General features: G+C 64.4%; 22 protein-coding genes. 10 read left to right on the forward strand and 12 right to left on the reverse strand.

All coding sequences use genetic code 11. The features are described from left to right. The first annotated feature begins 64 nt into the window (after positions 1 to 64). From ACZBJS_RS17590 to ACZBJS_RS17600, 3 genes are all read left to right on the forward strand, one after another. Positions 65 to 1,291 carry an ABC transporter substrate-binding protein gene (locus ACZBJS_RS17590; protein WP_463438934.1) on the forward strand — a complete coding sequence of 409 codons (1,227 nt, stop codon included), beginning with the start codon at positions 65 to 67 and terminating at the stop codon, positions 1,289 to 1,291. A gap of 264 nt (positions 1,292 to 1,555) precedes the next feature. Beyond that, on the forward strand, positions 1,556 to 2,788 hold the full coding sequence (locus ACZBJS_RS17595; protein WP_316397442.1) for an ABC transporter substrate-binding protein: 1,233 nt from the start codon (positions 1,556 to 1,558) through the stop codon (positions 2,786 to 2,788). 22 nt (positions 2,789 to 2,810) lie between these two features. Further along, entirely contained in the window at positions 2,811 to 4,094 is a 1,284-nt protein-coding gene (locus tag ACZBJS_RS17600; protein WP_463438935.1) for a glycerate kinase type-2 family protein, read from the forward strand. Here the strand turns inward: ACZBJS_RS17600 and ACZBJS_RS17605 are convergent. Further along, positions 4,091 to 5,320, reverse strand: a complete 1,230-nt coding sequence (locus tag ACZBJS_RS17605) for a GNAT family N-acetyltransferase (protein ID WP_375166581.1) — start codon at positions 5,318 to 5,320, stop codon at positions 4,091 to 4,093. The two genes, ACZBJS_RS17600 and ACZBJS_RS17605, sit on opposite strands and share 4 nt — an antisense overlap. Before the next feature lie 212 nt (positions 5,321 to 5,532). Here ACZBJS_RS17605 and ACZBJS_RS17610 point away from each other — a divergent pair, with 212 nt between their 5' ends. Continuing rightward, positions 5,533 to 6,258, forward strand: a complete 726-nt coding sequence (locus ACZBJS_RS17610; RefSeq protein ID WP_168857608.1) for a phosphorylase family protein — start codon at positions 5,533 to 5,535, stop codon at positions 6,256 to 6,258. 51 nt (positions 6,259 to 6,309) lie between these two features. On the opposite strand, the gene ACZBJS_RS17615 is transcribed toward ACZBJS_RS17610, so the two are convergent. Continuing rightward, a complete protein-coding gene (locus ACZBJS_RS17615) occupies positions 6,310 to 7,479 on the reverse strand; it encodes a saccharopine dehydrogenase family protein (protein WP_463438936.1) in 1,170 nt (389 codons plus the stop codon). Between the two features lie 314 nt (positions 7,480 to 7,793). Here ACZBJS_RS17615 and ACZBJS_RS17620 point away from each other — a divergent pair, with 314 nt between their 5' ends. Then, the gene (locus ACZBJS_RS17620) at positions 7,794 to 8,279 is read left to right on the forward strand and encodes an adenosine-specific kinase (RefSeq protein ID WP_076832491.1); all 486 of its coding nucleotides are present in this window, start codon (positions 7,794 to 7,796) and stop codon (positions 8,277 to 8,279) included. A gap of 90 nt (positions 8,280 to 8,369) precedes the next feature. Here the strand turns inward: ACZBJS_RS17620 and ACZBJS_RS17625 are convergent, their stop codons facing one another. Further along, the gene (locus ACZBJS_RS17625; RefSeq protein WP_028336531.1) at positions 8,370 to 8,888 is read right to left on the reverse strand and encodes a MarR family winged helix-turn-helix transcriptional regulator; all 519 of its coding nucleotides are present in this window, start codon (positions 8,886 to 8,888) and stop codon (positions 8,370 to 8,372) included. A 179-nt stretch (positions 8,889 to 9,067) separates the two neighbouring features. Here ACZBJS_RS17625 and ACZBJS_RS17630 point away from each other — a divergent pair, with 179 nt between their 5' ends. The 4 genes from ACZBJS_RS17630 to ACZBJS_RS17645 all read left to right on the forward strand — a co-directional run bounded on the left by ACZBJS_RS17630 (position 9,068) and on the right by ACZBJS_RS17645 (position 13,248). Continuing rightward, a complete protein-coding gene (locus ACZBJS_RS17630) occupies positions 9,068 to 10,108 on the forward strand; it encodes a branched-chain amino acid ABC transporter permease (protein ID WP_316397450.1) in 1,041 nt (346 codons plus the stop codon). 5 nt (positions 10,109 to 10,113) lie between these two features. Beyond that, the gene (locus tag ACZBJS_RS17635) at positions 10,114 to 11,883 is read left to right on the forward strand and encodes a branched-chain amino acid ABC transporter ATP-binding protein/permease (protein WP_316397452.1); all 1,770 of its coding nucleotides are present in this window, start codon (positions 10,114 to 10,116) and stop codon (positions 11,881 to 11,883) included. Beyond that, positions 11,880 to 12,611 carry an ABC transporter ATP-binding protein gene (locus ACZBJS_RS17640; protein ID WP_057016004.1) on the forward strand — a complete coding sequence of 244 codons (732 nt, stop codon included), beginning with the start codon at positions 11,880 to 11,882 and terminating at the stop codon, positions 12,609 to 12,611. The genes ACZBJS_RS17635 and ACZBJS_RS17640 overlap by 4 nt, the downstream gene beginning before the upstream one ends. Before the next feature lie 241 nt (positions 12,612 to 12,852). Continuing rightward, the gene (locus ACZBJS_RS17645) at positions 12,853 to 13,248 is read left to right on the forward strand and encodes an endonuclease domain-containing protein (protein WP_316397454.1); all 396 of its coding nucleotides are present in this window, start codon (positions 12,853 to 12,855) and stop codon (positions 13,246 to 13,248) included. Positions 13,249 to 13,373: 125 nt separating this feature from the next. Here ACZBJS_RS17645 and ACZBJS_RS17650 read toward each other — a convergent pair whose 3' ends face one another. The 9 genes from ACZBJS_RS17650 to ACZBJS_RS17690 all read right to left on the reverse strand — a co-directional run bounded on the left by ACZBJS_RS17650 (position 13,374) and on the right by ACZBJS_RS17690 (position 22,480). Beyond that, positions 13,374 to 14,525, reverse strand: a complete 1,152-nt coding sequence (locus ACZBJS_RS17650) for an ABC transporter substrate-binding protein (RefSeq protein ID WP_463438937.1) — start codon at positions 14,523 to 14,525, stop codon at positions 13,374 to 13,376. Between the two features lie 146 nt (positions 14,526 to 14,671). Further along, positions 14,672 to 15,091, reverse strand: coding sequence for an acyl-CoA thioesterase (locus ACZBJS_RS17655; protein ID WP_316397456.1), 420 nt, complete (start codon positions 15,089 to 15,091; stop codon positions 14,672 to 14,674). Between the two features lie 62 nt (positions 15,092 to 15,153). Continuing rightward, on the reverse strand, positions 15,154 to 15,915 hold the full coding sequence (locus ACZBJS_RS17660) for an SDR family NAD(P)-dependent oxidoreductase (RefSeq protein WP_168857600.1): 762 nt from the start codon (positions 15,913 to 15,915) through the stop codon (positions 15,154 to 15,156). Positions 15,916 to 15,935: 20 nt separating this feature from the next. Beyond that, positions 15,936 to 17,807 carry a feruloyl-CoA synthase gene (locus tag ACZBJS_RS17665; RefSeq protein WP_463438938.1) on the reverse strand — a complete coding sequence of 624 codons (1,872 nt, stop codon included), beginning with the start codon at positions 17,805 to 17,807 and terminating at the stop codon, positions 15,936 to 15,938. Next, a complete protein-coding gene (locus tag ACZBJS_RS17670; RefSeq protein WP_316397458.1) occupies positions 17,804 to 18,598 on the reverse strand; it encodes a crotonase/enoyl-CoA hydratase family protein in 795 nt (264 codons plus the stop codon). Before ACZBJS_RS17670 ends, ACZBJS_RS17665 begins: the two co-directional genes overlap by 4 nt. Positions 18,599 to 18,929: 331 nt before the next feature. Continuing rightward, on the reverse strand, positions 18,930 to 19,391 hold the full coding sequence (locus tag ACZBJS_RS17675; RefSeq protein ID WP_076832505.1) for a DUF3237 domain-containing protein: 462 nt from the start codon (positions 19,389 to 19,391) through the stop codon (positions 18,930 to 18,932). 4 nt (positions 19,392 to 19,395) lie between these two features. Beyond that, positions 19,396 to 20,712 (reverse strand): TRAP transporter large permease, encoded by a 1,317-nt coding sequence (locus ACZBJS_RS17680; RefSeq protein WP_057015997.1) that lies wholly within the window; start codon positions 20,710 to 20,712, stop codon positions 19,396 to 19,398. A gap of 6 nt (positions 20,713 to 20,718) precedes the next feature. Continuing rightward, positions 20,719 to 21,285 carry a TRAP transporter small permease gene (locus ACZBJS_RS17685; RefSeq protein WP_057015996.1) on the reverse strand — a complete coding sequence of 189 codons (567 nt, stop codon included), beginning with the start codon at positions 21,283 to 21,285 and terminating at the stop codon, positions 20,719 to 20,721. Between the two features lie 172 nt (positions 21,286 to 21,457). Beyond that, complete coding sequence (locus tag ACZBJS_RS17690) at positions 21,458 to 22,480, reverse strand: TRAP transporter substrate-binding protein (protein ID WP_076832508.1); 1,023 nt, start codon at positions 22,478 to 22,480, stop codon at positions 21,458 to 21,460. A 268-nt stretch (positions 22,481 to 22,748) separates the two neighbouring features. On the opposite strand from ACZBJS_RS17690, the gene pobA reads away from it, so the two are divergent. Next, the gene (pobA, locus tag ACZBJS_RS17695; protein ID WP_463438939.1) at positions 22,749 to 23,918 is read left to right on the forward strand and encodes a 4-hydroxybenzoate 3-monooxygenase; all 1,170 of its coding nucleotides are present in this window, start codon (positions 22,749 to 22,751) and stop codon (positions 23,916 to 23,918) included. The last annotated feature ends 42 nt before the right edge of the window (positions 23,919 to 23,960 follow it).

Consider the following 23,960-nt stretch of genomic DNA (forward strand, 5'->3'; position numbering starts at 1 on the left):
AGCCAAATAAAGAGCTCTCCAAGCAAGAGGCCGAGACACATGACAAACAGGGAGAGAGACATAGATGTCCGCTACCAAAAAACTTGCGGTCCTCGGGGCCGCGCTCGCGCTCGTCGCGACATCCGGCAGCGCTGCGCTTGCCCAGAAGAAATACGACACCGGCGCCAGCGATACCGAGATCAAGATCGGCAACATCATGCCCTACAGCGGCCCGGCGTCCGCCTATGGCGTCATCGGCCGCACCGAGGCCGCCTATTTCAAGAAGGTCAACGACGCCGGCGGCATCAATGGCCGCAAGATCAACTTCATCTCCTACGATGACGCCTACTCGCCGCCGAAGGCCGTGGAACAGGCCCGCAAGCTGGTCGAGAGCGACGAGGTGCTGCTGATCTTCAACTCGCTCGGCACGCCGTCGAACTCGGCGATCCAGAAATACATGAACTCCAAGAAGGTGCCGCAGCTGTTCGTCGCCACCGGCGCCACCAAGTGGAACGACCCGAAGGACTTTCCCTGGACCATGGGCTGGCAGCCCAACTACCAGAGCGAGACCCAGATCTACGCCAAGTACATCCTGAAGAACATGCCGAACGCCAAGATCGCGGTGCTCTACCAGAATGACGATTACGGCAAGGACTACCTGAAGGGCCTGAAGGACGGGCTCGGCCAGAAGGCCGCCAGCATGATCGTCGCCGAAGAAAGCTTCGAGACCTCCCAGCCGACCATCGACAGCAACATCGTCAAGCTGAAGGCGAGCAACGCCGACGTCTTCATCGACATCGCGACGCCGAAATTCGCGGCCCAGGCAATCAAGAAGGTCGCCGAAATCGGCTGGAAGCCGACCCACTTCCTCAACAACGTGTCGGCATCGGTCGGCAGCGTGATCAAGCCGGCCGGCTTCGAGAACGCGCAGGACATCATCTCCGCCGCCTACCTGAAGGACGCTTCCGACAGGCAATGGGACAATGACCCCGGCATGAAGGAGTTCTACGCCTTCATGGCCAAGGACTTCCCCGAAGGCGACAAGCTCGACGGCGGCACCGTGGTCGGCTTCGGCGTGGCGCAGACGCTGGTCCAGGTGCTGAAGCAGTGCGGCGACAACCTCACCCGCGAGAACATCATGAAGCAGGCCGCAAGCCTGAAGGACTTCCGCACCGAGGTGCTGCTGCCTGGCGTCAAGATCAACACCGCGGCGAACGATTTCGCGCCGATCAGCCAGCTGCAGCTGATGAAGTTCAAGGGCGAGAAATGGGAACTGTTCGGCGAGGTCATCAGCGCCGACGTCGGCGGCTGATCTCCCGCCGCCTCCCGACCGGGAATGGCCCCTGCGATACCCTCGCAGGGGGCTTTTTGTTGGCGCATTTCCGGGCGAAGCGGGTACCGGTTCGCGCGAAGAAGACGCGTCGGAAACCAGAATACAAAGCCATGGCCTGCTCGCAGGCCGGCCCGGGCAATGCCCGCTTACACTTTGCCCGGCAATACGCTAGGTAAACCGGCAAGAAACCCGACAAGAAACCGACGCCCTTGCGCGGCGGCAACAACAAGGAGATTTCGGGACATGCCGATGCCGATCCGACACCGTGTCGCAACCGCCCTGTTCGGCCTCGCCGTCGCCGCCGCGACCGGCAATGCCGCATGGGCGCAGAAGAAATACGACACCGGTGCGAGCGACACCGAGATCAAGATCGGCAACATCGTGCCCTATAGCGGCCCGGCGTCGGCCTATGGCGTGGTCGGCAAGGCGATGGCCGCGGTGTTCAAGAAGGTCAACGACGACGGCGGCATCAACGGGCGCAAGATCACTTTCGTCTCCTATGACGACGCCTACTCGCCGCCGAAGGCCGTCGAGCAGGCCCGCAAGCTGGTCGAGAGCGACGAGGTGCTGTTCCTGTTCGGCACGCTCGGCACCGCCTCCAACACCGCGATCCAGAAATATCTCAACGCCAAGAAGGTACCGCAGCTGTTCGTCGCCACCGGCGCGACCAAGTGGAACGATCCGAAGGCCTTCCCCTGGACCATGGGCTGGCTGCCCAGCTACCAGAGCGAGTCGCGGATCTACGCGAAATATCTGCTCAAGGAAAAGCCCGCCACCAAGGTCGCGGTGCTCTACCAGAACGACGACATGGGCAAGGACTACCTCAAGGGCCTGGAAGACGGCTTCGCCAGCGATCCCGCGCGCGTCGTCGCCAAGGAGAGCTATGAAGTCGCCGAGCCGACGATCGATTCCCATGTGGTGCGGCTGAAATCCTCCAATCCCGACGTCATCGTCTTCTTCACCACGCCGAAATTCGGCGCCCAGGCGATCAAGAAGCTCGGCGAGATGAACTGGAAGCCGGTGACCATCGTCTCCAACGTCTCGGCCTCCACCGCGACCGTGATGCGTCCGGCCGGCCTCGACAATGCGCAGGGCGTGATCTCGGCCGCCTACGCCAAGGACGCCAGCGATCCGCAGTGGAAGGATGACGCCGGCATGAAGGCGTTCGACGAACTGCTCGCCAAATACATGCCTGACACCAACCGCGTCGATGCCTCGGCGATGACCGGCTACAACATGGCGACCACGATGGTCGAGGTGCTGCGCCGCTGCGGTGACGACCTCACCCGCGCCAATGTGATGAAGCAGGCGGCGAGCCTGAAGCAATTCGCGCAGGGCGGCCTGCTGCCCGGCGTGACGCTGTCGACCGGGCCTGCCGACTTCCAGCCGATCGAACAGCTCCAGCTGATGCAGTTCAAGGGCGAGCGCTGGCAATTGTTCGGCGACGTCATCAGCGGCGAAGTCGGCGGACACTGACCGCGTTACATAAGGCACAACCATGACCGACCGTCGTCCTTTCCTGCGTTCGATCTTCGATGCCGCTGTGGCGGCTGCGCATCCCGACGTCGTGCTGGCGTCGCGGCTGCGGCCGGTGCCGAAGGGACGGGTGATCTGTCTCTGCGCAGGCAAGGGCGCCGCGGCGATGGCCGCGGCGGCCGAGCGGCATTATCTCGACGCGCTCGAGCTCGATCCGTCGCGGCTGGTCGGCATCGCCACCACCCGCCACGGCCATGGCGTGCCGACCCGCCGTATCAAGGTGGTCGAGGCCGGCCACCCGGTGCCCGACGAGGCCGGGCTCAAGGCGGCGGACGACACGCTGCGGCTCGCCGCGACCGCGACCCCGGACGATCTCCTGCTGGTGCTGCTGACCGGCGGCGGTTCGGCGAACTGGATCGCGCCGGTCGACGGCGTGAGCTTTACCCAGAAGCAGCAGGTCAACCGCGCACTGCTGCGCTCCGGCGCGCCGATCGGCGAGATGAACACCGTGCGCAAGCATCTCTCGCGCATCAAGGGCGGACGGCTGGCGCGCGCCGGCCAGCACGCGGCCGAGATCGTCACGCTGGCGATATCGGACGTGCCGCATGACGATCCCTCCGCGATCGCCTCCGGGCCGACGGTGCCGGATCCGACCACGCTGGCGGACGCCCGCGCACTGGTCGCCAAATACAATCTCTCGATCGACGACGCGGTCCGCCGCGCGCTCGACGATCCCGCGAACGAAAGCTGCAAGCCCGGCGATGCCGTCTTCGCGCGGGCGACATTCGAACTGCTGGCAAAGCCGAAGGCCTCGATCGACGCCGCGGTGAAGGTCGCGCGGGACGCCGGCTACGAGACCATCGCGCTCGGCGCCGATCTCGAAGGCGAGGCCCGCGAGATCGCGGCCGCGCATGCGCGGCTGGCGCTGAAGGCGCGCAGCGAAGGCAAGCGGGTCGCGATCATCGCCGGCGGCGAGCTGACGGTGACGGTGCGCGGCAACGGCCGCGGCGGCCCCAACCAGGAATACGCGCTGGCGCTGGCCGGCCTGCTGAAGGATACGCCCGACGTCTCAGCGCTGGCCGCCGATACCGACGGCGCCGACGGCGGCGCCGGCAGCGCGACCGACCCGGCCGGCGCCGTGATCGACCAGGCGACATTCGCGAAGATGAAATCGATCGGCCTCGATCCGAAGGCCTATCTCGAGAACAACGATGCGACGGGGTTCTTCGCCCAGACCGGGGATTTGTTGCTGACCGGACCGACGCTGACCAACGTCAATGACGTGCGGGTGATTTTGGTGGATTAGGCCGTATCCTTGACGGACCCAAGGCCAGTCTCGGGCTGCGCCCAAAGCTCCTGATAGTTACGAAACTTCGCAAGCGTCTCGTCATATCGCGTCGGCTCGAGCACCGGCAAAATGCGCTTCAACACTGAGTTGATCGGCGCGGAGGTGTGCCGAACGTATAAGTCGATCGGATCAAGCAAGTGCCTCAGGTGCAGCTTTGGATCATAGTTCAGCCCGCTGCTGCGAAACCATTTGTACCCGTTGGCGATTGCCCAGCTCACCATGTCGCGAAACACATAATGATAGAGGTGCAGGTCTAAGGCGACATCGTAGTCGAGACCTATGTACTCCGCATAGATCGCGTCACCATGTACCATGCATGCGGCAAACGCGACGATCCGCTCGTTCTGACGCCAGAGGAAGAAGCGGACCTTGTCCCCCATCCGCCGCCCCAAGTCGCAGAAGTATCGTTCCGTCAGCTTCTCGAAGTGCAGTTTCGAACGCTGATAGACTTGGAAATACAATGGATAGATCTGCGCGATCACCGGCGTCGCGTCGTTGACGACGTTCATCTCGACGGATGGAGAGGCCCGCGCTGTCGCCTCAAACTTCTTGCGAAGTTTCTTGCGGGTTGCGCTGTTGAGCGCATGATTCATATAGTCATCGAAATTGGCGTAATCGATGCAAAGCCTGATCATGGGCAGGCTGGGGATGCGGGTGAAGCCGTGAGCGATCAAGCAGTCGAGGATTGGTCGGTATCGCGCCGGAAACTCTTTGAGCACGATCAGCCGCGCCCCGAGCCTGCGAGCATGTATTGCAATCGTAGAGGCCAGCAGTTCCGCGCAGCCTCGATGGCAGGCCTCGTCCCCGTCAAGATGACCTTCCCCTGCGACGCACCCGACCATGAGCGCACGGGCGCGCATCAAACCTGGCCACATCCGGCGAATGGCGTCGATGAGTACGCCAAACCGCGGCCTCGCACCGGCCAGCAAATCCAGGTCCATTAGGAAGAATGGCTGTACAGCACAAACCTGATCAACCGCATCTTTGATGAGGAAATACCGGTAATCGAACTCGGGATGAAGGGTATCCTCGACCAACTCATAGTATCGATGATCCTTGCGCTCGCTCGCGAAGGCGAACTGCCAGCGCGGACAACGCTCCAAATCGTTCCGCACGATGACTTGGAGACGCGGCGGACATTGCATCGGCACGCGTCTCGTGAGGTCGCCGATTTGGCTCGTCAAGTGCGCTGTTGCAGCTTCCGGCACGATCTCACGCTCGCCACGGATCCCGGCCCTAGGCAGCATTTATCACGGCGCCAAAACAAAGCAGCTAACATATCCGTCAGAAACTAACTCGTTAGTCATTTGCGATTTGGCGTTGGAGCAGAACACTCCTGATACGACCCGCATGCGCGGACACTCGCCGTCCAGCGCGGCATCCGGGGAGCGGACTCATGGCAGCGGTGATTGGAGTCACGGGACTTGCATTTGAGGCGCGGATCGCTGCAGACCTGCATACGCAGGCGATCTGCAGTGGCGATGGCAGCACGCTCGCGGAGTCTCTCGCGTCGGCAATTGCTGAGGATTGCTACGGTCTTATCAGCTTTGGCGTCGCGGGCGGCCTTTCGCCCGACCTCCCGGCAGGCGCATGCGTCGTAGCATCGACGATCGTTTCGGAAACGATTCAGCTCTTCACTGATCGAGACTGGTCGCAAGCCTTGCTTCGACTCATCCCCGGTTCGATTTATGGCCCTATTGCTGGTGTGACCACGGTCGCCATGCATCCAGAAGCGAAGCGCTCGCTGCATATGAGTACAGGCGCGCTGGCGGTCGATAACGAATCCCATGTGGCGGCGAGTGTCGCTGCAGCGCGCGGCCTCCCTATGACTGCCGTCCGCGTGATCATGGATCCGGCCGGTCGGCAGCTTCCTGCCGCCGCCCTGTCCGCAGTGCGTGCAAACGGGACGATCGATCTCGCCGCGCTGGTCCGTGCGACAATGAAACAGCCGAGCGAGTTACCGATGCTGCTTCGGACCAGTCTCGACGCACTGTCCGGATTTGCGGCACTGCTTCGCTGCCGTCAATTGCTTGGCCCTGGATTAGGGTTGCCTTCCTTGCAAGCAGAAGAGTCGGAGCCAAGTTCAAGTATCGTAGCGGACGATCGTATGATCGCCCTCTAGTCGCTTTTTTAGCCGAACGGGCTGCTATACCTGCCGACTGCGTGCGTGACCTCAACGCGCATTGAAAGTGAGGCCGGCGCGCTCCTTTAGACGCTTGCGCAAGGCCGGCCCCATCAGCGCGCCCGGCGTCCAGATGCCGCCCTCACCCTGCACGTCACGCACGACGCAGAGAGCGCTTTCGGTGATCATCTTGCTTGTCGAGCCATAGCCTGGATCGCCGTCGCCGGTGACAACGGCTTCGACCCGTCCGCCATCCGGCACCTCGCCCAGAAAGAAGATGTCGTAGAAGCCCCTCTCGCGCGCTTCCCGGGTCGGGCCTGCGCCGCGTTTGAGACCGCCGGTCCCGAACAAGGACACCACCGTGGCGAACGTCTCCGTCGTCACGCTCGCGATGTCCCCAAGTCCCGGCGCCACCATCATCTCGTCATAAACGAAGTCCCTGCCGTAGGGATGGCCCAACAGGAAGTTCGTGCGGTGCACGTTCTTGGTGTTGATCGGCGCCATCGGGAACGGCACGAGCCACGCGTGCATGCTCGTGTCATATTCGGGGACGAGGCCCGACGGCTGAGACGGCCCAGTGAAGCCCGGCGTCAACGCGAAGGGATCGGTCAGCAGCCGGATCAGGGCCGGGTCGCGCGCCGCGGCGGCCAGCGTCGCCTGAGCGCTCGCCGCGGTGCCGCCAGACATGCCACCCCTCACCTTGCGCAGACGGGCCTTCACCCGCCGCGCCGCGCGTCCGAATTTCTCGCGCGCCTTCTCCTGCAACGTGAGCACACCGAGATCGAACGGGATGGAATCGAAGCCACAGGAGAAGACGATGCGCGCGCCGGTCCGTTTTGCCTCTTCGTGATGGGCGTCGATCATACCCCGCATCCAGCCCGGTTCGCCGCAAAGATCAACATAGGCCGTGCCGGTGGCCGCGCATGCCGCCACTAGCTCGGGACCGTGAAGCTGATAGGGCCCGACCGTGGTGACGACCACGGTCGCGCGCTCGCACATCGAACGCAGGCTGGCCGGCTCGGCGGCATCCGCCTTCACTAACGGCAAATCGTCCGGTGCGCCGATGTCGGCACGCACTTTCTGGAGTTTGTCGGTCGAGCGTCCCGCAATTGCCCAGGACGGAGCATCGTCGCCGCGATAGGATGTCGCCAGATATTCGGCGATGAGACCCCCGGTGTAACCCGTCGCGCCATAGACGATGAGGTCGAAGTCCCGCTTCACGGCGTTGATCCTCCTCGAGCCCCCGGAAGCGCTCCCTTCAGATCCGTTAGCAACGCTCGGTACGCTTCGCGGCCATTTGCGAGGGGCCGGGCAACATACGGGCCATCGCGCTTGACGGACGATACCACAATTGCCGCCCTTCGGCGCGCAACCTCCCGGCGATTTCCGGTCCCCCCTTGAGAGCCATCGTGAGTACGGACGCTGGTCGGCGTGAGCCGAAGCAACAGCCGGCACATTTGAGCGCCTGTGGCCGCTTGCAAACGCCCTCCGACGGCCTACCATGGATTGGGGAGTTCGCGTGCAGGAGCGAAGCCATGGAACTCACCGTGGTGCCCATCGTCAAGCCGGATGAGACCAACTTCATCTTCGGCCAGTCGCATTTCATCAAGACCGTGGAAGACCTTCACGAAGCGCTGGTGGGCACGGTTCCGCGCATCCGCTTCGGGTTGGCTTTCTGCGAGGCCTCCGGCAAGCGGTTGGTGCGCTGCTCCGGTAACGACGACGCCTCGCTCGCCCTGGCACGCGACAACGCATTGGCGATCGGCGCCGGTCACACCTTCCTGATTTTCCTCGGCGACGGGTTCTTTCCCGTCAATGTGCTCCCGGCGGTGCGCGCAGTGCCGGAGGTCTGCCGCATCTATTGCTCGACGGCCAATCCAACACAGGTGATCGTCGCGCAGACGGAGCTCGGGCGCGGCGTGCTCGGCGTGGTGGATGGCGCCTCGCCGCTGGGTGTCGAAACCGACGCCGACATTGCGTGGCGGAAGGATTTGCTGCGGAACATCGGCTACAAGCTTTAGACCGCGATGGTTCGCCGCCTGGCGGCGCCCGCATGCTGGATATGTATCAACCCAACGCGTCATTGCGAGCGGACGGGCCGTCGCGCTCTCTCAAAACTCCTGCGCGAGCTTCGCCAGCATCTCCAGCAGCGCGGCGTGGTTGGCCGGACCGAGCACCTCGATCAGCCGCGCCTCGTGCTTGTTGGCGACCAGCTTCTTGGCGCGCGCCAGCACGGCGCGGCCCTTGTCGGTCAGGACGAGGATGTGGGAACGGCGGTCGTTGGTGGAGCGCATCCGCGCGCAAAGGTCGCGGCTCTCCAGCGCGTCGAGCATCGCGACGAAATTCGGCCTGAGGATCCCGAGCGTGTTGGCGATCTCGGTCTGGTTGCGGCCCGGATTCTTGTCGAGCAGAAGCAGCACCGAGAACTGCGCCGGCGTCAGCTGCAGCGGCGCGACGCAGCGCAGGAAGTCCTCGAAGACCCTGAGCTGCGCGCGCTTCAACGAATAGCCGAGCAATCCGGACAGTTCGCCCAGTTGCAGCATGCTGTCGTCCCCGGCAGAATCGGCCGGTTCCCTGCGCAGGGCCCGCGACGAACGGAGGGCATCGGTGGCGGTCTTGGAAACAGTCATCGCTCCAGGCTCGCAATCCCGCTACAAGAATCCCGCACGACACTCGGGGACCTTGAGATTATATCTAATAATTGTTATGGACTATATCAAATGTCGGCAGCTTTCAACAGCCGATATCGGCCGACCTGACCGGCACGACCGGTTGAGGCGGTCCGACGCTTGAGGGGGAGCGCTCGGCCTTGAACACAACGATCATGCTGTTCCTGCTGCAGGACGGCATCACCAATGGCGCGATCTACGCACTGCTGGGGCTGGCCCTGGTGCTGGTGTTCGCGGTCACGCGGGTGATCCTGATCCCGCAGGGCGAATTCGTCACCTACGGCGCGCTGAGCTACGCCATGCTGGCGACCGGCCAGGTGCCCGGCACAGCGCGGCTTGCGGTCGCGATGGGCCTCGTCGCCTTCGCCCTCGACCTGTTCTTCGCCCGTAACGCGCTGCATGCGCGGCTGGTGATCCGCTCGGTCGCGCTCAACATCGCCTTTCCCGTCGCGCTGCTCGGTCTGATTTACGCGCTGGTCGGTCCCGGCACGCCGATCGCCGTCAACATCGCGCTCGCGCTCCTGATCGTGGCGGCGATCGGTTTGTTCCTCTACCGCATCGCGTTCCGGCCGATCGCGCACACTTCCGTGCTGGTGCTGCTGATCGCCTCGGTCGGCTGCCATCTGGCGCTGCAGGGCCTCGGCCTGGTGTTCTTCGGCGCCGAAGGCCTGCGCGCGCCTGCGCTGTCGAATGCCGCAGTAACCGCCGGCCCGCTGCGCTTCACCGGGCAGAGCCTTGCGGTCTACGGCCTGACGATCGGCTTCATCGTCGCCCTGTGGCTGTTCTTCGGCTACACCAAGACCGGCAAGGCGCTGCGCGCCACCGCGGTCAACCGCCTCGGCGCCCGCCTGGTCGGCATTCGCACCACGCTGTCCGGCCAGATCGCGTTCCTGCTCGCCTCCGTCATCGGCGCGATCTCCGGCATCCTGATCGTGCCGATCACCACGCTCTATTACGACACCGGTTTCCTGATCGGCCTGAAGGGCTTCATCGCCGCCATCATCGGCGGCCTGGTCAGCTATCCCCTGACCGCGGTCGCCGCCATCGTGGTCGGCATCGTCGAGGCCTTCTCATCGTTCTACGCCAGCAATTTCAAGGAAGTCATCGTGTTCACGCTGATCCTCCCCGTGCTCGTGTTGCGCTCCCTCGCGGCGCCCGAGGTCGAAGAAGAGAAGGATTGAGCGCGATGGCGCAGCGCCTTCCCCTCATCATCTTCGCGCTCGTGATGGCGGTGATTCCGCTTGTCCCGGGCATCCCGCCGTTCTGGATCGTGCTGCTCGACAATATCGGCCTCGCCGCGCTGGTCGCGATGGGCCTCGTGCTGCTCACCGGCGTCGGCGGCCTGACCTCGTTCGGCCAGGCCGCGTTCTGCGGCTTCGGCGCCTACACCACGGCGGTGCTGACCACCGCCTACGGCGTCTCGCCCTGGCTGACGCTGCCGGCTTCGCTGTTGGTCAGCGGCATCGCCGCCGTGCTGCTCGGCATCGTCACGGTACGGCTATCCGGCCATTATCTGCCGCTCGGCACCATCGCCTGGGGCATCGGGCTGTTCTATCTGTTCAGCAAGCTCGAATTCCTCGGCCGCAACGACGGCATCTCCGGCATTCCCCCGCTGTCGATCGGCTCGTTCAAGATGCTGAGCCCGGATGCGATCTACTACGCGATCTGGGTCGCGGTGCTGCTGTCCGCGCTGCTGACCATGAACCTCTTGGACTCCCGCACCGGGCGCGCGATCCGCGCCTTGCGGCGCGGCCATGTTGCGGCGGAAGCGTTCGGCGTGCAGACGCCCCGCGCGAAGCTGTTGGTGTTCATCTATGCCGCGGTGCTGGCCGGCCTGTCCGGCTGGCTGTATGCGCATTTCCAGCGCGCCGCCAACCCAACGCCGTTCGGCGCGCAGGCCGGCATCGAGTATCTGTTCATCGCCGTGGTCGGCGGCGCGGGCTACGTCTGGGGCGGCGTGCTCGGCGCCGGCATCGTCGTGATCCTCAAGGAGGTGCTGCAGAGCTACCTGCCCTACATCTTCGGCGGCCAGAGCCAGCTCGAGACCATCGTGTTCGGCATCATGCTGGTGCTGCTGCTGCAGCTCGCGCCCCAGGGCGTCTGGCCCTGGCTGATGTCGCGGCTGCCGTTCAAGCCCGCCCGCAAGACCCCGGACACGTCCGTGAAGCTGGAGCACCGCGAACGGGCGCCCGGAACGTCTCCGATCCTTCTGCACATCGACAAGGCGCGCAAGCAGTTCGGCGGCGTGCTCGCGGTCAACGACGTCTCGTTCGACGTCAACGCCCGCGAGATCGTCGCGCTGATCGGCCCGAACGGCGCTGGCAAGAGCACGACCTTCAATTTGATCACCGGCGTCCTGACCGCAACCAGCGGCAAGATCTCCGTGCTCGGCAACGCGGTCGCGAACGCTCCGCCGCAGGAGGTGGTCAAGCTCGGCGTTTCCAGAACTTTCCAGCACGTCAAGCTGGTGCCCGACATGACCGTGCTGGAGAACGTCGCGATCGGCGCGCATCTGCGCGGCAATTCCGGCGCGATCTCCAGCATGCTCCGGCTCGACCGCGCCGACGAGTCGAAGCTACTGGCGGAAGCCGCGCGGCAGATCGCGCGCGTCGGCCTGTCGGACCAGATCGACCAGCTCGCGGGCTCGCTGTCGCTCGGACAGCAGCGCATCGTCGAGATCGCCCGCGCGCTGTGCGTCGATCCGATGCTGCTGCTGCTCGATGAGCCGGCCGCCGGCCTGCGCCACATGGAGAAGCAGCGGCTGGCCGCGCTGCTCCGGCAATTGCGCGACGGCGGCATGTCGGTGCTGCTGGTCGAGCACGACATGGGGTTCGTGATGGATCTCGCCGACCGCATCGTGGTGCTGGATTTCGGCACCAAGATCGCCGAGGGCACGCCGGCCGCGATCAAGCGCAATCCCGACGTGATCAAGGCCTATCTCGGAGCCGCCGCATGAGTGCGCTGCTATCGGTGACCGACGTTCACATCTCCTACGGCAAGGTCGAGGCGGTGCGCGGCGTTTCGCTCGACGTCGCCCAGAACGAGATCGTCACCATCATCGGTGCCAACGGCGCCGGCAAGACCACCTTGCTCAACGCCATCATGGGCGTGCTGCCGCTGAAGGGGCGCACCAGCTTCGCCGGCGTCGACATGGCGCCGCTCGATATCGAGGACCGCGTCGCCACCGGCCTCAGCCTGGTGCCCGAGCATCGCGAATTGTTCGGCACAATGAATGTCGAGGACAATCTCGAGCTCGGCGCGTTCCGGATCGCGAAGGCCGTCGCGGCCGCCTCGCTGGAGCGGGTCTACACGCTGTTTCCGCGGCTCAAGGAGCGGCGCAAGCAGCTTGCCGGAACGCTGTCCGGCGGCGAGCAGCAGATGCTGGCGATGGGCCGCGCGCTGATGGGCGCGCCGAAGCTCTTGATGCTGGACGAGCCGAGCCTCGGCCTCGCTCCGATCATCGTCGCCGACATCTTCCGCATCGTCGGCGAGCTCCGCGCCGCCGGCGTCTCGGTGCTCCTCGTCGAGCAGAACGCCCAGGCCGCATTGCAGATCGCCGACCGCGCCTATGTCATGGAGCTCGGCGAGTTCGTGCTGTCAGGCCCCGCGACGGAGATCGCCGCCAACAAGGGCGTCGCCGCGAGCTATCTCGGCTTCCAGCACGAAGGCGAGAGCGCGATTTAGGACGCGCAACTCCACCGCGGAGAGACCGTCACCCCACCTCGCCGCGCATTACATGCGCGGCGATCCTCCCCCTCCAGGGAAGGATGAAGGCAGGTGCGCCTTCCGGGAAATGATTTCTGACCGCGCTTGCATTCGCGCAAGGATTGCGCTCCCACTTCACCCTCCCCTGGAGGGGGAGGGTCGATTGCGCGCGCGATGCACAGCATCGCGGGTGCGATCGGGGTGGGGTGAAGCCACACAAATGGTCTCAACATCAATCCGCAGAGCCGCCGCGAAGAAGCTGCGCGCCAACACGACGCCGCATGAACGAATCTTGTGGCGCGCGCTGAGAGAGCTGCCAACGGACGGAACGCATTTTCGAAGGCAGGCACCGATTGGCCCTTACGTCGTCGATTTCTTCTGCTCGGCCAAGCGACTCATCGTCGAGTTGGACGGTGGACACCACAACGACGATGAAGTGGCGAAGCGCGATCGTGCGCGACAAGAGTGGCTGGAGCGGGAAGGATATCGCGTCGTCAGGTTCTGGAATTCGGAGGTCAGTGAGGATTTGAATGCCGTGCTCGAACCGATCTATGTCGAGCTCTATGGCGCTCGCGAAGCGGAAGCTGTGCCGCTGAAGCACTACCGGCGGCGATAGACCACCACCCCACCCCGCTTCACATCGCTACTTGCGATGCGAAGCGACCCTCCCCCTCCAGGGGAGGGTGAGAAAAAGCCGGCCCCATCGGGACCGGCTTCTTCGTTTCAGAGATTGCGTCCAGCTCACATCGCCGGGACGAATTTGCCGTCCTTGACCGTCAGCAGGATGCGCGAACGGTCGTCGAGGCCGTAGCGATCCTTTTCGGTCCAGTTGTAGACGCCCTGGGTCGCGACGATCTCCTTCTCGGAGATGAAGGCCTTGCGGATCGCCTCGCGGAATTCCGGCGTGCCGGGCTTGGCGGTCTTCAGCGCCACCGGGATGATGCGCTTCATCACCTCGAAGGCATCGTACGAGTGGCCGGCGAACTGGCTGCGGCTGTTGGCGCCGTACTTGGCTTCATAGGCCGTATTCAGCGCGAGGCCGGGCTTCTTGGTCAGCGCGCTGTCGGGCTGGGTTTCCGGCGACATGATCGGGCCGGCCGACATGATGACGCCTTCAGCGGCCGCACCGGCGATGCGGATGAAGTCCATGCTGGCGGCGCCGTGGGTCTGGTAGATCAGACCCTTGTAGCCGCGCTCGCGCAGCGCGGTCTGCGGCAGCGCCGCGGCGGTGCCGGAAGCACCGACCAGGATGGCGTCGGGATTGGCGGCGACGAGCTTCAGCACCTGGCCGGCGACCGAGGTATCCGGACGCGCGAAGCGCTCCTCGTCGGTCATGGTCAAGCCCATCGGCACGGCCTGCGCCTTGAAGTCGTTGACCCAGAGGTCGCCGTAGGAATCCGAATAGCCGATATAGCCGACGGTCTTGATGTTGTGCGCCTTCATGTGCTCGTAGAGCACCTTGCCCATGATCGGAATCGACTGCGGCAGGTCGACCGACCACTTCATGCGCGCCTCGTTGATCGGGAACGGCGCGAGGCCGAAATGCGGGATGCCGGCCTCGTTGGCGACCGTCGACACCGCGATCGACGGCGGCGTGGTGCAGGAGCCCATGATGATGTCGGCCTTGGACTCGGTGACGAAGCGCCGCGCGTTGGTGGTCGCGGCCGTCGGATCGCCGCCGTCGTCGAGCACGATCAGCTTCAGCGGTACGCCGCCGATCTCCTTCGGCACGAAATCGAGCGCGTTGCGCTCGGGAATGCCGAGCGCCGCGGCGGGCCCCGTGGTCGAGATCGAGATGCCGATGGTGATTTCATTGGTCTGCGCCAGTGCGGGCGCGCCCGGCAGCGCGATGGCTGCCGCGAGCACCGCGGCGGCGAGAGTGGCCTTCCTCATTCATTCCTCCCTGCAGTTAAGTTTTTTGGGTTTAAACCGGTTTTGCGGGCCAATTCAGCCCCTTCTTTAGAGCATGATCCGGAAAAGTGGAAACCGGTTTTCCGAGAGGATCATGCTCCGAAAGTCGAGTCATGAGGGGGTGCGAGTCAGCCCTTCATGAAGCGGTCAATAATCTCCTGCGGAAACGGCGCCGATTTCAGCTTGGCGGGATCGTCCGGGTGGCGGCCGACCAGCACCCTGGTCTCGAACGCCTCGATCGCCAACGCCTCGTCCTTGAACACGCGGTGCACCACCTCGAAGCTCGAGCGCTTGATGCTCTCGATCCGGCTCTCGATGGTAATCCAGTCGCCATGGGTCGATGGGATGTGAAATTTCGCCCGCGTGTCGACCATGGGAATGCCGACCAGGCCGTATTTGTGGACGAGGTCCTGCTTCGAATAGCCGGCGGCCTCGAACATGATCGAGGTCGAGTCGTCGAACATCGCGAAGTAGCGCGGGTAATAGACGATGTTGGCGGGGTCGCAATCGCCCCACTGGATCTGCACGTCGCGCCGATTGACGAACATGGTTTATCCTCGATCGAGCATGAGCGATCCGGAAGGGCGTTCATGCTCTTCCGGATCATGCTTCAGCGCGGCGCCATCCGGAGCGCGGCATCGAGCCGCACCACTTCGCCGTTCAGATAGGGGTTGTCGATCATGTGCAGCGCCAGCGAGGCGAACTCGTCGGCCTGGCCGAGCCGGCGCGGGAACGGGATCGCGGCGGCGAGCGAATCCTGCGCTTCCTGCGGCAGGCCGGCCAGCAGGGGCGTCATGAACAGGCCGGGCGCGATGGTCAGAACGCGGATGCCGAATTGCGCGAGCTCGCGCGCGATCGGCAGCGTCATCGCGACGATGCCGCCCTTCGATGCCGAATAGGCCGCCTGCCCGATCTGGCCGTCATAGGCCGCGACCGAGGCCGTTGAGATCACGACGCCGCGCTCGCCGGTTGTGAGCGGCTCGAGCTTGGCCATGTCAGCGGTCGCAAGCCGCAGCATGTTGAACGAGCCGATCAGATTGACCTTGATCACCTTGTCGAAGTCGCCCAGCGCCATCGGCCCCTCGCGACCGATCACGCGTTTTGCCACCCCAATGCCGGCACAGTTCACCAGCACGCGCGCGGGGCCGTGCGCCTTGGCGGCGGCGGCCACCGCGGCCTCGGCCGCCGCAGCATCGGCGACGTCGCAGACGACGGGAATGCCGCCGATCTCCGCCGCGACGCTCTCGGCGAGCTTGGCGTTGAGGTCGCAGACCGCGACCTTGGCGCCCTGCGCGGCGAGACCGCGCGCGGTCGCAGCGCCCAATCCCGATGCACCGCCGGTGACGATGGCGGCCTGGTCCTTCAACTGCATGGCTTTCTCCTGTTCGAGAACTAGACTGACGTGATCACCGATGCCGGCGGCACCGGCGCATAGAGCGCTTCGATGATGTCCGTGCGATGCTCCAGCACCGCGCGCTGGTTGATCGAGCCCTTGTCGGTGACCTCGCCGCGATCGATCGACAGCGGCGTATCGAGCAGGATCGCGCGCGCGATCCGGTTCGACGAGCCGGTTGCGCCGGCCAGCACGCGCGCGAAGCGCTCGCTGAAGGCCGCCCGCACCAGCGGATCATTGGCCGCGGCCGCGATATCGCCAGAGGCGAGCTGCGGATTGATCAGGCGGCAGCCGTCGAGATCGAGGATCACGATCGCGGCGAGCTCGTCGCGGTTGAGCCCCGCGATCACGACGTCGCGCACCAGCGGCGCGCAGGTGCCGACGAAGCGCGCCCGCAACGGTCCGACGCTGACCCAGGTGCCGCTCGCCAGCTTGAAATCATCGGCGATGCGGCCGTCGAAATCGAAACCGGCATCGAGATCGCCAGCGTCGGCAGGCTTCAGCGCGTCGCCGAACTTGTAAAAGCCCTCCTCGTCGAACGCCTTGGCGGTCAGCTCGGGCTGCCGCCAGTAGCCCGGCGTCACGTTCGGGCCCTTGGCGCGGACCTCGAGCTTGCCGTTGTTCGGAACGAGCTTCGCGTCATTGCCCGACACCGGAAGCCCGACATGGCCGGAGCGGCTGGTATCCGGGCGCACCGACATGAAGAACGGCGAGGTCTCGGTGGCGCCGAGGCCGGTCAGCATGGGCACACGATAGCCCTTCTCCTGCACGGCGAGCGCATCGAGGCTGTTCCAGACGAACGGCGACAGCGCGGCGCCCGAGAAGAACATCGCATGCAGCCGGTCGAAGAATCTTGCCCGCAGACCGGCGTCGTCGCGCAGATAGGGCAGCAGCGATTCATAGCCCTTGGGCACGTTGAAATAGACCGTCGGCGAGATCTCGCGCAGGTTACGCACCGTCTCCTCGATGCCGCCGGGCATCGGCTTGCCCTCATCGAGATACATCGAGCCGCCGTTATAGAGCGTCAGCCCGACATTGTGATTGCCGCCGAAGGTGTGATTCCACGGCAGCCAGTCGACGATAACCGGCGGCTCGTCCTTGAGGAATGCGAGCGTCTCGCGCAGCATCACCTGGTTGGCGCAGATCATGCGCTGGGTGTTGATGACGGCCTTGGGATTGCCGGTCGACCCCGACGTCAGCAGAAATTTCGCGATCGTGTCCGGACCGATTGCCGCATGGGTCGCATCGAGGCGCGGGTCTTCCGGCGTCGCCAGGAGACCGGCAAGGCGCGTCACCTCACGGCCGGGCACGGTGCCGCGGCTCGCGGCGATCTCGACATCGGGTCCGATATTGGCACGCAGCGCGTCGGCGAACTTGTCGGCATCGTCGACAAAGATGAGGCCCGGCGTCAGGAGCTTGATGACGAAGCTGAGCTTGCCATAGTCGCGCGACACCAGCGAATAGGCCGGCGACACCGGGCAGAACGAAACGCCGGCATAGAGCGCGCCGAGCGCCATCAAGGCATGATCGATCGAATTGCCCGACAGGATCACGATCGGCCGCTCGGCCGACAATCCGCGCGCGATCAATGCGGAGGCGATGCGCCTGATAGACTCGAGCAATTGCGCGTAGGTGATTTGCCGCCAGCCGCCACCGGGGGCACGCTCGGCCATGAACACGCGGTTCGGCTCGGCCTTTACCCAGTGGTGCAGGCGATCGGTGAGGCGAACCGGAAAATCGGCGAGGCTGAGCTTCGGTCGGAGATAGATGGTGCCGTCGTCGCGGCGCTCGACGGTAACGTCGGGATTGCCGAACGAGATCGGGCGCAGCGGATGCGCGCTCGCAGTGTTCGCAGACGGCGCGGCGCTCATGTCGGCTTTACCTTGGCGGTCTTGCGATCAAGAAACGCGCGGATGCGCTTCTTGGCTTCCTTGTCGCTCTGCGCCACCGTCGCCATCAGCGATTCCATCAACAGGCCGGTCTGCGGATTGGCCTCGGCGATCATCGGCAGCGCCTGCAACACGGCGAAGTTGGTCAGCGGCGCATTGGCGGCGACGCGCTCGGCAAGCTCCAGCGCTTTCGGCAGCGCGCCGTCGGCCTCGGTGAGGTATTGCGAGAAGCCGTAGGCGGCGCCCTCGGTCGCCGAATAGACCCGCCCGGTCAGCATCATGTCCGCCATCCTGGGCACGCCGATCAGGCGCGGCAACCGCACCGATCCGCCGCCGCCGACGAAGATGCCGCGCTGGCCCTCGGGCAGCGCGAAATAGGCCGACGGCTCGGCGACGCGGATATGCGCGGCGCAAGCCAACTCCAGTCCGCCGCCGATCACCGCGCCCTTCAGTGCGGCGATGACAGGGACGCGGCAATACTGGATGCGGTCGAACACGCGGTGCCACATCTGGGAATGCACCAGGCCCTCGGTGGCGTCGCGCTCGGTCAGTTCGGAGAGGTCGAGGCCGGACGAGAAGTGATCGCCGATGCCATGGATGACGACGGCGCCGACCGCATCCGGTATCGCGGAGAAGCAATCCCGCAGCGCCAGGATGATGCCGTCGTTCAGCGCATTGCGCTTGGCGGGACGGTTCAGCCCGACCGTCAGCACCGCCCCTCGCGTCTCGATCCTGAGCAGCGAAGCGTCTCCCTCGTCGGCAGCGTTTCCCATGGCGTTATTGTTTCCCGTTCAGAATAGTTATGTTTTATAACGATTAGCGGGAGAGTCAATATGGGCGCGCACGGCTGGTGGCCATCGACCCTTCGAGACGGCCGCTGCGCGGCCTCCTCAGGGTGACGGTGATGGAGTTGATACGCGCGGCTCCCTCCACCCGTCGTCCCTGCGAAAAGCGGGGACCCATAACCACAAACGGTTATTGCTGCGCGACGGCGGAACGACCAGTCCCGTTCACGGCACAGACCGCGGAGTATGGGTCCTGCTTCGCAGGGACGACACCGAATGTGTGGCGGATCCCGGCGGGTGAGACGGCAAGTGTGCGAAGCTACAGCACCTGATGCACGTCGATCACGACGCGGTCGGCGTGGCGGGCGGCGGAGCCGACGAAGATGTGCTGCATCAGCCAGCGGTAGTTTTCGGCGCCAGTTTCGAATTTCGGCACGGTGCGGAAATAGATCAGCTTCGGGTCGACCGGCTCGCCGCGCTTCAGCTTCTGCAACAGCTCGACCGGCCCGAAGCGGATGCCCTTGTTCTCGACATAGACGACGGCGCCGTCGTCGGTCTCGAACGCATATTTCGCCTCCAGCTCGATCAGCTCATTGGGCCGGATGATCTGGAAGTCCGCACCGAACGCCAGCACCTTGCCGTTGACCTTCTCGCCCTTCACCTCGCCGCCGATGATCGGAATGATGCGGCGGACGCCGGTGCCGATGTCGCCGGCGGACGTCACCTCCGCGATCCGGGCGGTGATGGTGAAGACGTATCTGGTCTCAAGCTCGGGATTCATAGGCCTAACCAATCATGCGCTGCGGCAGCCAGGTCGCAAGCAGCGGGAACAGGATCAGGATCACCAGCCGGATCAGGTCGGTGATGACGAACGGCAGCACCCCGACAAAGATCGTCGACATGTTGACGTCCTTGATGACGCTCTTGATCACGAACACGTTCATACCGACCGGCGGATGGATCAGGCCGAGCTCGACCGTCATGACGATGATGATGCCGAACCAGATCGGATCGAAGCCGAGCGCGGTCACCACCGGAAACACGATCGGGACGGTGAGGATCACCATCGCCATCGCGTCCATCAGGCAGCCGAGCACCAGATACATCAGGAGGATTAGCGCCAGCACGCCATAGGGGCCGATGCCAAGCCCGGTGAGGAATTCGGTGACGTGCTGCGGCGTCTGGGTGATGGTGAGGAAATAGCCGAAGCAGAGCGCGCCGATCAGCACCGTGAACACGGCGGCCGCGGTGCGCGTCGCCTGCAGCAGCGATTGCAGGATGCCGTCCCTGGTCAGCTTGCCGCGGAGGATACCGATGATGAAGGCGCCGACCGCGCCGACCGCGCCGGCTTCGGTCGGGACAAAGAAGCCGCCATAGAGCCCGCCGATCACGAACAGGAACAGCAGCAGCGGCGACCAGACGTCGCGCAGCGCAACGAAGCGCTCGTGCCACGACGCCTTCTTTCCCGCCGGCAGGAAAGCGGGCCGCGTCACGCCGATGATGCCGATCGTGATCATATGCATCAGGATCGCGAGCAGGCCCGGCACCACGCCCGCGATGAACAGCTTGCCGATGTCCTGCTGGGTGATGATGCCGTAGACCGCGAGCACGGTGGACGGCGGCAGCATCGCTCCGAGCGTGCCGCCAACCGCGATCACGCCGGCGGCGAATGATTGCGGATAGCCGAAGCGGCGCATCTCGGGATAGGCGACGGCCGAGAAGGTCGCGGCGGTCGCGACCGACGAGCCGGAGATCGCGGCGAAGCCGCCGCAGGCGGCGATCGTCGCAATGCCGAGCCCACCCTTCCAATGGCCGACGAAGGTGTTGGCGGCGCGGAACAGCTCGCGGCTGATTCCCGAGACCGACACGAAGGCGCCCATCAGCAGGAACATCGGGATCACGCCGAAGGAATAATCCGTCACCGTGCGCATCGTGGTCTGGCCGACCAGCTTGAGCGCCGGCGCGAAGCCGGTGAGATAGCCAAAGCCGGTGATGCCGACAAGGCCCATCGCCATGCCGACGGGGACACGGAGCAGCATCAGCACGAACAGGCTGACAAAGCCGATGACGGCGACGGTCTCGGGACTGAGGTCGAGACTCATGGCCGTCTACTCCGCGGTCTTGATCTTGGCGTCATGGATATCTTCCGGATGGAAGATCAGGCGGTAGGTGCGGATCGCGATCAGCAGCACCGCGGAGACGTCGCCGATCCACGACACCAGGAAGAACGGCCAGACCGGCACGCCGAGATCCATGGTGACGATATGGCTGTTCCTGGTGTCGATCACCTTGTCGACCAGCGTGTAGGTCTGCACGCTCACCACGAACAGCAGCACCAGCGTCGCGAAGATGTCGATCCAGCGCTGGTAGCGCGGCGAGGCATTGGCCCAGACCAGATCCACCGTAATGTGGGTACCGCGATAGCTCGTCGCCGCAATTCCCCAGAAGATCAGGATGCCGAGCAGGAACTGGCCGAAATTGTAGTAGTCGGGGATCGTCACCGCAAAGAATTTGCGCATGAACACCGCGGTGAAGGTGTTGAGCGCGACGACGCCAACGAAGAAGGCCGCGACCCATTCGATCGAATCGATGAAGCGATCCATGAAATTCTTGCGCGCCGGCTCGGGTGGGCCGGTGATCGCGCCGTCTTGGGAAACTTCGGCAGATTGCGTCATGCGTTGCTTCGATGAGCTCCCTCTCCCCCGCTCTTGCGGGGAGAGGGTTGGGGTGAGGGGCTGCTTCCACGAGCCGTGAATGCGGTGAGACCTGTACCCCCTCACCCGGATCGCATCTGACGATGCGATCCGACCTCTCCCCGCAATCGGGGAGAGGTGAAGGGGAGCGGGATCAGATCCCCGCCTCGAACTTCTTCAGCGTGGCCTGCAGATCGGCATCGATCTTTGCCGCATCGCCGCCGGCCTTCTTCACCGCCTCGGCCCAGCTGTCGCGCAGCGGCTTGACCGCCTTCTTCCACTCGGCGAGCTGATCCGAAGTCAGCGGATAGACCTCGTGGCCTTCCAGCGCCTTCATCTTGGTGCGACCATTGGCTTCGAAATCGGTCCAGGGGTCGGTGACCTTGGAGGCCCATTCCGGCGTGCAGTGATCGTCGATCACCTTCTTCTGGGCAGCCGACATCGAATTATATTTGGCGAGGTTCATGTTGTAGGTGAACACCGTCGAATAGAGCGGCACGTCCATGTGGTACTTCACCACCTTGTCGATGCCGAACAGGAAGATCGAGCCCCAGGGGAAGGTGATCTCGTCGGCCACGCCGCGCTCGATCGCGTCGCGCGATTCCGGCGCGGAGGCCTGCACATTGGTGCCGCCGAACATCTTCACCATCTCGCCGATGGTGCTCTGCGCGGGACGCACCTTGACGCCGGAGAGGTCGCTCGGCAGCACGATCTTCTTCTTGCCGTGCAGCGCGCCCGGATCGTGGATGAAGGCGAAGCACAGCTTGGTGTCCTTCATCTCGGTCGGCGCATATTTGTGATACCACTCGTTCAGCGCCAGCGTGCCCTTCTTGCCGTCGGAGAAGGTGAACGGAAGCTGGCCGGCGGCCGCGATCGGGAAACGGCCGGGCTGATAGCCAGGATTGACATAGGTGACGTCGGCGATGCCGTCGCGCGCCATGTCGTAATGGTCGAACGCCTTGCCGAGTTGCTCGGACGGAAACACGGTGACCTTGATGGTGCCGCCCGATGCCTTCTCGATGTCGGCGGCCCAGGCCTGGGTCGCGGGCACCAGCGGATGCGCCGGCGGCACCCATAGCGACACCTTGAGATTGACGGTCTTGTCCTGCGCGACGGCAGGTCCCGCGGCCGGCACGATGGCGGCGGCCATCAACACCGCCAACATTGTCTTCCTCATCACGTCTCCTCCTCTCCAGGACGGGCTTCGTGCCCGGCTCATTACTTAACATGTTATCTAATTCGCGCGGATATTCAAGATGAAATCCGGCGGGCGGACGCCTCGTCGCACCCTCCGCCCGGTCCCGCGCCACCGCATCTTGCGCTGCGGCGAACGCGCGGCTCCCGCGCAAATCCGCCTTGCCAAAATCGTTATATGATATAGTTGCCTTGGCAAGTTGCCGGCGCGGGCACCGGCTAAAAGCCTATCCGATCGGGAGGACAAGGTATTGCGGACAAAAGTAGCAATCATTGGTGCAGGTCCGGCCGGACTGTTGCTTGGGCAACTACTTCATACTTTCGGCGTAGACAACATCATTCTTGAGCGGCAGACCCCGGACTATGTGCTGGGGCGGATTCGCGCCGGGCTGCTCGAGGAAGGCACCGTGTCGCTGCTCGAGAGCGTCGGCGCCGCTGCCCGGCTGCACCAGGAGGGCCTCGTCCATCACGGTCTCGAACTGGCGTTCGGCGGCGCACGGCACCGCATCGACCTGCATGGTTCGACCGGCAAGACCGTGACCATCTACGGCCAGACCGAGGTCACGCTCGACCTGATGAATGCCCGCAAGGAGGCCGGCCTGACCTCGATCTACTCGGCGGCCGACGTCAAGCCGCTTGGTTTCGATACCGATCATCCGCGCGTCAGCTACGTCAAGGACGGCGTCACCCACGAGATCGCCTGCGACTTCATCGCCGGCTGCGACGGCTTCCACGGCATCAGCCGCGCCAGCATGCCGGCGTCGGCGATCACCAGCTACGAACGGGTGTATCCGTTCGGCTGGCTCGGCATCCTCTCGGAGACGCCGCCGGTCTCGCCGGAGCTGATCTACAACAACCACGAGCGCGGCTTTGCGCTGTGCACGATGCGCTCGTCCCACCGCAGCCGCTATTACGTGCAGTGCCCGCTCGACGATCATGTCGACCAATGGTCGGACGAGCGGTTCTGGGACGAATTGAAGTGGCGCCTCGACCAGAAGGCCGCCGACGAGATCGTCACCGGCCCCTCGATCGAAAAGAGCATCGCGCCGCTGCGCAGCTTCGTCGCCGAGCCGATGCGGTTCGGCCGCATGTTTCTGGCGGGCGACGCCTCGCACATCGTGCCGCCGACCGGTGCCAAGGGCCTCAACCTTGCCGCCAGCGACGTGCATTATCTGTCGCAGGCGCTGCGCGAATACTACGACGAGAAATCCTCCGCCGGCATCGATGCCTATTCGGGACGCGCGCTGGCGCGGGTCTGGAAGGCGGTGCGCTTCTCCTGGTGGATGACCTCGATGCTGCACAAATTCCCCGACGAGGGCGAATTCGCCGCGCGCATCCAGATCGCCGAGCTCGACTACCTCGTCAGCTCGAAGGCGGCCTCGACCTCGCTGGCGGAGAATTATGTGGGGCTGCCGTTCTAGATAAGTCGCGGATGCTTTTGTCGAGCAGCATCCTCTTCGCAA

This window comes from Bradyrhizobium sp. KZN70725, from assembly GCF_055264925.1.